Below are 7784 nucleotides of genomic sequence, written 5' to 3'. Positions count from 1 at the left end.
ACCAGCAGGGCAAGCAGACCTCGACCAACCCGATCGCCTCGATCTTCGCCTGGACGCGCGGCCTGATGTATCGTGGCAAGTTCGACGAAACGCCCGAAGTGGTGAAGTTCGCCGAAACGCTCGAACGCATCTGCATCGAAACCGTGGAAAGCGGCAAGATGACCAAGGATCTGGCACTGCTGATCGGCCCGGATCAGGCATGGATGACGACCGAAAAGTTCTTCGAAGCGATCGTCGAAAACCTCGAAACGGAAATGAAGAACTGGGCATAAGCCTGCGTTCTTTCCGCAAGGACACCGAAAGGCCCCGGTTCACGCCGGGGCCTTTTTCGATTCAGAATTCTACCCCATCAGTAGACCTTAACGGGTGACAGGCTTCCCCCCCTTGCCTACCCTGCAACGATGGCAGGCAATCTTGAACCTACAACCGCACTTTCCGACGCTCTCGTAATCCTCGGTGCAGCAGGCATCGTGATCCCGGCTTTTGCCCGGTTCCGCATCACCCCGATCATCGGCTTCATTCTGGTGGGCCTTGCAGTTGGCCCTTATGGCCTTGGCGCGCTGGTGCCGCAGTTTCCGTGGCTCTATTACTTCACGATATCCGATACCGCCGCGATCACCCCGTTCGCCGAATTCGGCATCATCCTGCTGTTGTTCGAAATCGGGTTGGAACTATCGTTCAATCGCCTTTGGGATATGCGCAGGCTGGTCTTCGGGCTTGGCGCAATGGAGCTTGGCGTTTCGGCCTTCCTGCTGGCGATGGTGCTTATGGCCACCGGCTTGCAGGTGTCCGGGGCCTTCGGCCTTGGCCTGGCTCTGGCCCTGTCGTCCACAGCGCTGGTCTTGCCGATTGCGGGCACGAACGGTCCCGTTGGGCGCGCGGCGCTTTCGATGCTGCTGTTCGAAGATATCGCACTGGTGCCGATCATCTTCATCCTCGGCGCCTTTGCGCCCTATGCCGCGCATTCCGCCGGGCCAAGCCTTGGCGAAACGCTGGTCTACGGCGGCATCGTGGTAGCCGTGCTGCTGGTCGGCGGACGCCTGCTGCTGCCGCGCCTCTTTGCGCAGGCCGCACAGACAAAAAGCCCCGAACTGTTTCTGGCCGCCACGATGCTGGTGGTTATCGCATCAGCCCTGTCCACCTCGCTCGTTGGCTTGTCGCCCATCATGGGAGCATTGCTTGCCGGCCTGTTGATCGCGGAAACCGAATATCACACCGAAGTTGAATCGATCACCAAGCCGTTCAAAGGCCTCGCGCTGGGCGTGTTCCTGATCACCATCGGCATGGGGATAGATCTGCGCGTCGTATGGTCGATGATCGGACCGCTGACGCTGGCGGTGGTTGGCGTGGTCGTGCTGAAGGCATTGGTCACGATGTTTGCCCTGCGCGCGATGGGCAAGGAACGCGCCACAGCGCTGGAGGCGGGCATCCTCATGGCCAGTCCATCGGAAACCACGCTGATCGTGCTGACAACAGCCGCCGAAGCTTCGCTGATCGATCGTCAAACCGCACAATTCTGGCAGATCGTCACCGCTATCGGTCTTACCATCACGCCGCTTCTTGCGATGCTAGGCCAGCGCTGGGGCAAACTGGTCGCGCGCGGCTCTGCCGACGCGGGACAGACAGAAGATGTGGCCGAGCCTGAAGGCGAACGTATCGTTGTAATGGGATTTGGCCGCGTCGGCCGCCTCGTGGGGGAAATGCTGTCTGTCCACGGTGCGCCGTGGATCGGTATCGATACCGATCCCGGCATCGTCAAAGCCGCGCGCAAGCAGGGCTATCCAGTGTTGTTTGGCAACGTGGATAGCGAAAACGCGATTGCTCGGCTCGGTCTTGAAAATGCCCGCTCGATGGTGCTGACGATGGACGAGCCGGTGCTGATCATGCGTATTGTCCGAAAGCTACGCGCATCGCACCCCGATCTGCCAATTACTGTCCGTGCGCGTGATGCCGCACATGCCGCCCAACTCTATAAATTGGGCGTGACCCATGCCGTACCGGAAACGCTGGAAAGCTCGCTCCAGCTTTCCGAAGCGGTGCTGGTCGATCTCGGCTTTCCGATGGGCCTCGTCATCGCTTCCATCCACGAAAAACGCGACGAATTCCGGCAACAGATCATGGAAGACGGCGGCTTGGCAGAAATGCCCCGTTTGAAGTCCGCCTCACTGCGCGAACGCTCTACCTGACCTTCCCAGCGAAAAGGCAACCAATACCCTGCTTCTCCGTTTTGATTGAAAGGAGAGCAACGATGAAACCGGACAACAAGCCAGACAAAAGCCCCGCGACCCAAGACGATCAGCCCGATCATGGACCAATTTCCAAGCCGCAGCTGACTGATCGTCTCATGCCCGAAAAAGATCTGGCGCGGGGATCTGAACCACAGACCCGCGGCGCCAGCAGAGGGCGTTGATGTTCAGGTCGCGATGGTAGCTTTGGCTGCAGCAATCGCTTCGGCAGCCTTGCTACCGTCCGGCCCGCCACCTTGCGCCATGTCCGGGCGACCGCCGCCGCCCTTTCCACCCAGCGCTTCAACACCGGCCCGAACAAGATCAACAGCGCTTACCTTGCTCACAAGGTCTTCCGTTACAGCAGCAGCGATGGACGCCTTACCGTCGTTCACCGCAACAATCACCGCAACGCCCGAACCAAGGCGCTGTTTGGCCTGATCGAGCAGCCCGCGCAGTTCCTTGGGATCAAGCCCTTCCAGCACTTGCCCGGCAAACATCACGCCGTTCACGTTCTCGTCGGCGTTTTCAGTCTTGGCCACGCCGCCACCAAGCGCAAGCACCTTCTTCGCTTCGGCCAGTTCACGCTCCAGCTTGCGCCGTTCGTCAAGCAATGCCGCAACGCGGGCTTCCACCTCGTCCGGCGTGGTGCGCAAGATCGATGCCGTGTTCTTCAGCGCATCCTCACGCGCCACGAACCATTGCCGCGCGCCCTCGCCGGTCAGCGCCTCGATCCGCCGCACGCCCGAAGACACTGCGCTCTCGCTTACGATGCGGAACACGCCGATGTCGCCCAGAGCGCGCACATGCGTGCCGCCGCACAGTTCCACCGAATAGTGCTTGTCGCTTGCCCGGCCCATCGAAAGCACGCGCACTTCGTCGCCATACTTCTCGCCGAACAGCGCCATCGCGCCAGCTTCGATCGCATCGTCCGGGCTCATCAGGCGGGTAGAAACCACCTCGTTCGCACGGATTTCGGCATTCACCTCGGCTTCAATCGCCGCAATGTCCTCTGCCGTCAGCGCCGTGGGCTGGGAGAAGTCGAAGCGCAGGCGATCCGCCGCGACCAGCGATCCCTTCTGCGTCACATGCCCACCAAGCCGATTGCGTAGCGCCGCGTGCAACAGGTGCGTGGCCGAATGGTTTGCGCGGATCGCATCGCGGCGAGCCACGTCGATATCGAGCTTCACCACATCGCCAACCTTGATCGAACCACTCGTCACGGTCGCATTGTGCGCGTGAAGACGCCCAAGCGGCTTGGCGGTATCGTTCACCGCCAGCACCAGCCCATCGGCACCAGTGATCGCACCCGCATCACCGGTCTGGCCACCACTTTCGCCATAGAACGGCGTCTGGTTGACGATGACGGTCACATCATCACCCGCACCAGCGCTATCCACTTCCTTGCCGTCCTTCACCAGCGCGACGACCTGCGCCTCGCCCGTGGTGGCGGTATAGCCGGTGAACTCGGTCGCACCGACGCGCTCGGCGATATCGAACCAGACTTCGCTGTCGGCAGCCTGCCCGCTACCCTTCCACGCCGCACGCGCTGCAGCCTTCTGCTGCGCCATCGCGCCGTCAAAGCCTTCACGATCCACGCTGATCCCGCGTGCGCGCAGGGCATCTTCGGTCAGGTCATAGGGGAAGCCATACGTATCGTAGAGACGAAACGCGGTTTCGCCGGGCAGCTTGTCGCCCTCGCCCAGCGCGGCGGTCGCCTCGTCAAGCAGCTTGATACCGTTCGACAGCGTGCGGCGGAACTGAACTTCCTCGCGCTGCAGCGTTTCCTCGATCAGGGGCTGCGCCCGGCCCAGTTCGGGATAGGCCGCGCCCATCTCTGCCAGCAGCGCGGGCACAAGGCGGTGCATCAACGGGTCTTTCGTGCCCAGCAGATGCGCATGACGCATCGCGCGGCGCATGATCCTGCGCAGCACATAGCCACGCCCTTCGTTCGACGGCAGAACGCCATCGGCCAGCAGGAAACTGGTCGACCGCAAGTGATCGGCAATAACGCGGTGGCTTGCGGTGTGCTCACCCGCGGCCTTCACGCCGGTCAGGCTCTCCGAGGCTGCGATCAGCGCCTTGAACGTGTCGGTATCATAGTTGTCGTGAACGCCCTGCAGCACCGCCGCAATGCGCTCCAGCCCCATGCCGGTGTCAATACTGGGCTTGGGCAGGCTGCCGGTAATCTCGCCCGCAGTCTGCTCGAACTGCATGAACACGAGGTTCCAGATCTCGATAAAGCGGTCGCCGTCCTCTTCCGGCGATCCCGGAGGGCCGCCCCAGATGTGATCGCCGTGATCGAAGAAGATTTCCGAACACGGGCCACACGGGCCATCATCGCCCATTGCCCAGAAGTTGTCCTTGGTCGCGATGCGGATGATGCGATCCTCGGGCAGGCCCGCGATCTTCTTCCACAGCTCGAACGCTTCGTCATCAGTGTGGTAGACAGTGGCGAGGAGCTTGTCCTTCGGCAGTCCCCATTCCTTCGTCAGCAGCGTCCACGCATGGGTGATCGCCTGCTCCTTGAAGTAATCACCGAACGAGAAGTTGCCGAGCATCTCGAAGAATGTGTGGTGCCGTGCGGTGTAACCCACATTGTCGAGATCGTTGTGCTTGCCCCCTGCGCGCACGCACTTCTGCGATGATGTCGCACGCGGCACGGCGCGGTTTTCAAGTCCCGTGAACACGTTCTTGAAGGGCACCATCCCGGCGTTCACGAACATCAGCGTCGGGTCGTTATAGGGCACCAACGGCGCAGACTGCACCACATCGTGCCCGGCCGAGCCGAAGTATTCCAGAAAGGAGCGGCGGATTTCGTTCGTCGAAGTCATGTTGCGCCGATTAGGCCAGCGTTCGGCGCGCTACAAGCACGTTTCATCCATTACGGTGATCGGACGAAGCTGTTACCAGCCAGGCCGCAGCAGGAAAGACCACCCGGTCCCCTTCCAGATGGCCTTCGACAAGGTCGCGCAGCCGCTGTTCGAGCGCAGGACGCTCATCTTCGGGCAAGGCGCGCAACGCCGGCGCGGCAGGTCCGATTCGCCGGAACAGGGCCAATGCTTCCTCTACGGGATCATCGCCCTGCCCTGCGACATAGCCGAAATCGACCGGCGTGAACGTGTGGTCATGCCATCCCACCATGCAGCGTCGCACATGATCCGGTTCCGCAAAGGCGAACGGTCCCGGCGCAAATGGCTGCGGCGCAGGCAAATCCCCCGGTGGCAAAAGTTCCGCGATGCGCGCTGCCCACGCATTGTCCGCTGCCTTTCGGAAACACGAAAACACCATGCGTGCGTCCGGCGCGGCAACTTCGGCCAGATGTGTAAAAGCCTGCGATGGATCGGGGAAAAACATCACGCCATGCCGTGACACATACAGATCTGGCCTTTGCACAGGCTGCCATTGCGTCGCGTCGGCGTACTCGAACCCCAAATTGGGTAAATCCGCACGCAAAGACGCTGCCTTGATCAGGTCTTCCGAAATATCAACGCCGGTAACGGTTGCCTCAGGCCGGGCGCTGGCCAGCGCGATCGAAAGCTCCCCTGCCCCGCAGCCCACATCGACAATTGTCTTCCCCGGCTGCTCACCAATTAGCGCAAGCAATTGCGGCGTCAGTTGGGCAAAGCTCGCATCCGTGCGCCGCCATTCTGCCGCCCAACTGCGGCCCACCGTGCCCATCCAGTCGCTTGCACCGGTCATCGCTTCACCTCACCGCTATTGGCCAAAATATGCGCCGCCCTTCTCCCGCGCACGCTGCCAGGCCGGGCGAGCGCGTATGGCCGCAACGAAAGCAGCGAGTTTCGGGAAGGTCTCCCCCGCCCCCTGCATCACTGCGATCTCCGCCGGAAAGCTGAGCATCACATCCGCCCCGGTCCAGCTATCGCCTATGAAATGGCCTGACGGGCGCAGGATCTGTTCCATGTAACCGAAATGGGCCGCAAGTTGTTCATTGATGCGCGGCTTCAACGGCGCAGCAGCATCGCCGAGCCGCGAGGTGTAGAGCTGCAACAGAATCGGCGTCATGGCCGATCCCTCGGCAAAGTGCATCAGTTCGAGATGGCGCAGTTCGTCATCCGATCCGGCTGCAGGCAGCCAAGTTTCCTTGCCATAGCGTTCGCACAGCACCTGCACGATCGCGCCCGATTCTTCGATCACCCGTCCGTCGATTTCCAGCAGGGGGGACTTGCCCAGCGGATGAATCGCTTTCAGTTCTGGCGGGGCAAGGTTCGTCACGGCATCGCGCTGATAGTGACGAAGCTCGTAGTCGACTCCCAGTTCTTCCAGCAGCCAGAGTATGCGCTGCGAGCGGCTGTTGTTCAGATGATGGACGACGATGCTCACAATGATTCTCCCGGCGAATTAACCGCAAGGTTAAACCGCAACCCTACGAACGCAAACGAAAAGCCCGCGCATTCCTGCCGGGGAACGCGCGGGCCTTTTGTCTGGCTGGCTCACCGGGATACCGGCTTGCCGCCCTGAAGATCAGTTGTCGTCGTCCGCGTCCGGGCCGACCATCAGACCTTCGGCAACCTCATCGGTGCGGCCACGAATCGCGGCTTCGATACGGCTGCAAATCTCTGGATTCTCGCGCAGGAAAGTCTTGGAGTTTTCACGCCCCTGCCCGATGCGGATCGAGTCATAGCTGAACCAGGCGCCCGATTTTTCAACCACACCGGCCTTCACGCCAAGATCGAGGATTTCGCCGATCTTGGAGATGCCTTCGCCATACATGATGTCGAACTCGACCTGCTTGAACGGCGGTGCCACCTTGTTCTTCACCACCTTCACGCGCGTGGCATTGCCCACGATCTCGTCACGATCCTTGATCTGGCCCGTGCGGCGGATATCGAGACGAACCGATGCGTAGAACTTGAGTGCGTTGCCGCCCGTCGTCGTCTCAGGGTTGCCGTACATCACGCCGATCTTCATGCGTAGCTGATTGATGAAGATCACCATGCAGCGCGAACGGCTGATCGAACCGGTAAGCTTGCGCAGCGACTGGCTCATCAAGCGGGCCTGCAAGCCAACGTGGCTGTCGCCCATTTCGCCTTCGATTTCAGCACGGGGCACCAGCGCGGCAACCGAATCGACCACCAGCACGTCGATCGCGTTCGAACGCACCAGCGTGTCGGTGATTTCCAGCGCCTGTTCACCCGTATCCGGCTGCGACACGATCAGTTCGTCAATGTTGACACCCAGCTTGCGGGCATAGACCGGATCGAGCGCATGTTCGGCATCGATAAAGGCTGCCGTGCCGCCTGTCTTCTGGGCTTCGGCAATGACGTGGAGCGCAAGCGTCGTCTTGCCCGAACTTTCTGGTCCGTACACTTCGATCACACGCCCACGCGGCAATCCACCCACGCCCAGCGCGATATCCAGCCCGAGCGAGCCAGTGGAAATCGCTTCCACCTGCATTGCCTCCTTGGACCCCAGTTTCATCGCCGAGCCTTTGCCGAACGCGCGGTCAATCTGTGCAAGGGCCGCTTCGAGCGCCTTCTGACGATCCATGTCCTTGATCTTACCTTCCTCGATGAGCTTGAGCTGAGCCGCCATGGC

Annotated in this window: 7 protein-coding genes; 3 read left to right on the top strand and 4 right to left on the bottom strand. The window is 61.2% G+C overall.

Going from position 1 to position 7784, the window contains the following annotated elements; translation table 11 throughout:
• The 3 genes from ACOVQ0_RS01230 to ACOVQ0_RS01220 all read left to right on the top strand — a co-directional run.
• A partial coding sequence (locus ACOVQ0_RS01230) for an isocitrate/isopropylmalate family dehydrogenase (protein ID WP_421879085.1) occupies positions 1-272 on the top strand: 272 nt, incomplete at its 5' end.
• Positions 273-401: 129 nt separating this feature from the next.
• Entirely contained in the window at positions 402-2186 is a 1785-nt protein-coding gene (locus ACOVQ0_RS01225) for a cation:proton antiporter (RefSeq protein ID WP_421879082.1), read from the top strand.
• A gap of 62 nt (positions 2187-2248) precedes the next feature.
• Positions 2249-2410 carry a hypothetical protein gene (locus tag ACOVQ0_RS01220; protein WP_421879079.1) on the top strand — a complete coding sequence of 54 codons (162 nt, stop codon included), beginning with the start codon at positions 2249-2251 and terminating at the stop codon, positions 2408-2410.
• Positions 2411-2413: 3 nt separating this feature from the next.
• Here the strand turns inward: ACOVQ0_RS01220 and alaS are convergent, their stop codons facing one another.
• From alaS to recA, 4 genes are all read right to left on the bottom strand, one after another.
• Positions 2414-5059: an alanine--tRNA ligase gene (gene alaS, locus ACOVQ0_RS01215; RefSeq protein ID WP_421879076.1), complete on the bottom strand. Its 2646-nt coding sequence runs from the start codon at positions 5057-5059 to the stop codon at positions 2414-2416.
• A 43-nt stretch (positions 5060-5102) separates the two neighbouring features.
• Positions 5103-5927: a class I SAM-dependent methyltransferase gene (locus tag ACOVQ0_RS01210; protein WP_421879073.1), complete on the bottom strand. Its 825-nt coding sequence runs from the start codon at positions 5925-5927 to the stop codon at positions 5103-5105.
• A 15-nt stretch (positions 5928-5942) separates the two neighbouring features.
• Positions 5943-6569, bottom strand: coding sequence for a glutathione S-transferase family protein (locus ACOVQ0_RS01205; RefSeq protein WP_421879069.1), 627 nt, complete (start codon positions 6567-6569; stop codon positions 5943-5945).
• Positions 6570-6710: 141 nt separating this feature from the next.
• Positions 6711-7781, bottom strand: a complete 1071-nt coding sequence (gene recA, locus ACOVQ0_RS01200; RefSeq protein ID WP_421879089.1) for a recombinase RecA — start codon at positions 7779-7781, stop codon at positions 6711-6713.
• Between the last annotated feature and the right edge of the window lie 3 nt (positions 7782-7784).

Origin of the sequence: Novosphingobium sp., from assembly GCF_049240505.1 — a bacterium.
Taxonomy (GTDB): Bacteria; Pseudomonadota; Alphaproteobacteria; order Sphingomonadales; family Sphingomonadaceae; genus Novosphingobium.
Note: the sequence above shows the minus strand (reverse complement) of the source record. Positions and strands in the feature narration are given on the sequence as shown.

Bases quoted from the DNA above. Each gene is read 5' to 3' on its own strand.
- ACOVQ0_RS01210 (WP_421879073.1), bottom strand. From the start codon at position 5,927: ATGACCGGTGCAAGCGACTGGATGGGCACGGTGGGCCGCAGTTGGGCG.
- recA (WP_421879089.1), bottom strand. From the start codon at position 7,781: ATGGCGGCTCAGCTCAAGCTCATCGAGGAAGGTAAGATCAAGGACATG.
- ACOVQ0_RS01225 (WP_421879082.1), top strand. From the start codon at position 402: ATGGCAGGCAATCTTGAACCTACAACCGCACTTTCCGACGCTCTCGTA.
- ACOVQ0_RS01220 (WP_421879079.1), top strand. From the start codon at position 2,249: ATGAAACCGGACAACAAGCCAGACAAAAGCCCCGCGACCCAAGACGAT.
- alaS (WP_421879076.1), bottom strand. From the start codon at position 5,059: ATGACTTCGACGAACGAAATCCGCCGCTCCTTTCTGGAATACTTCGGC.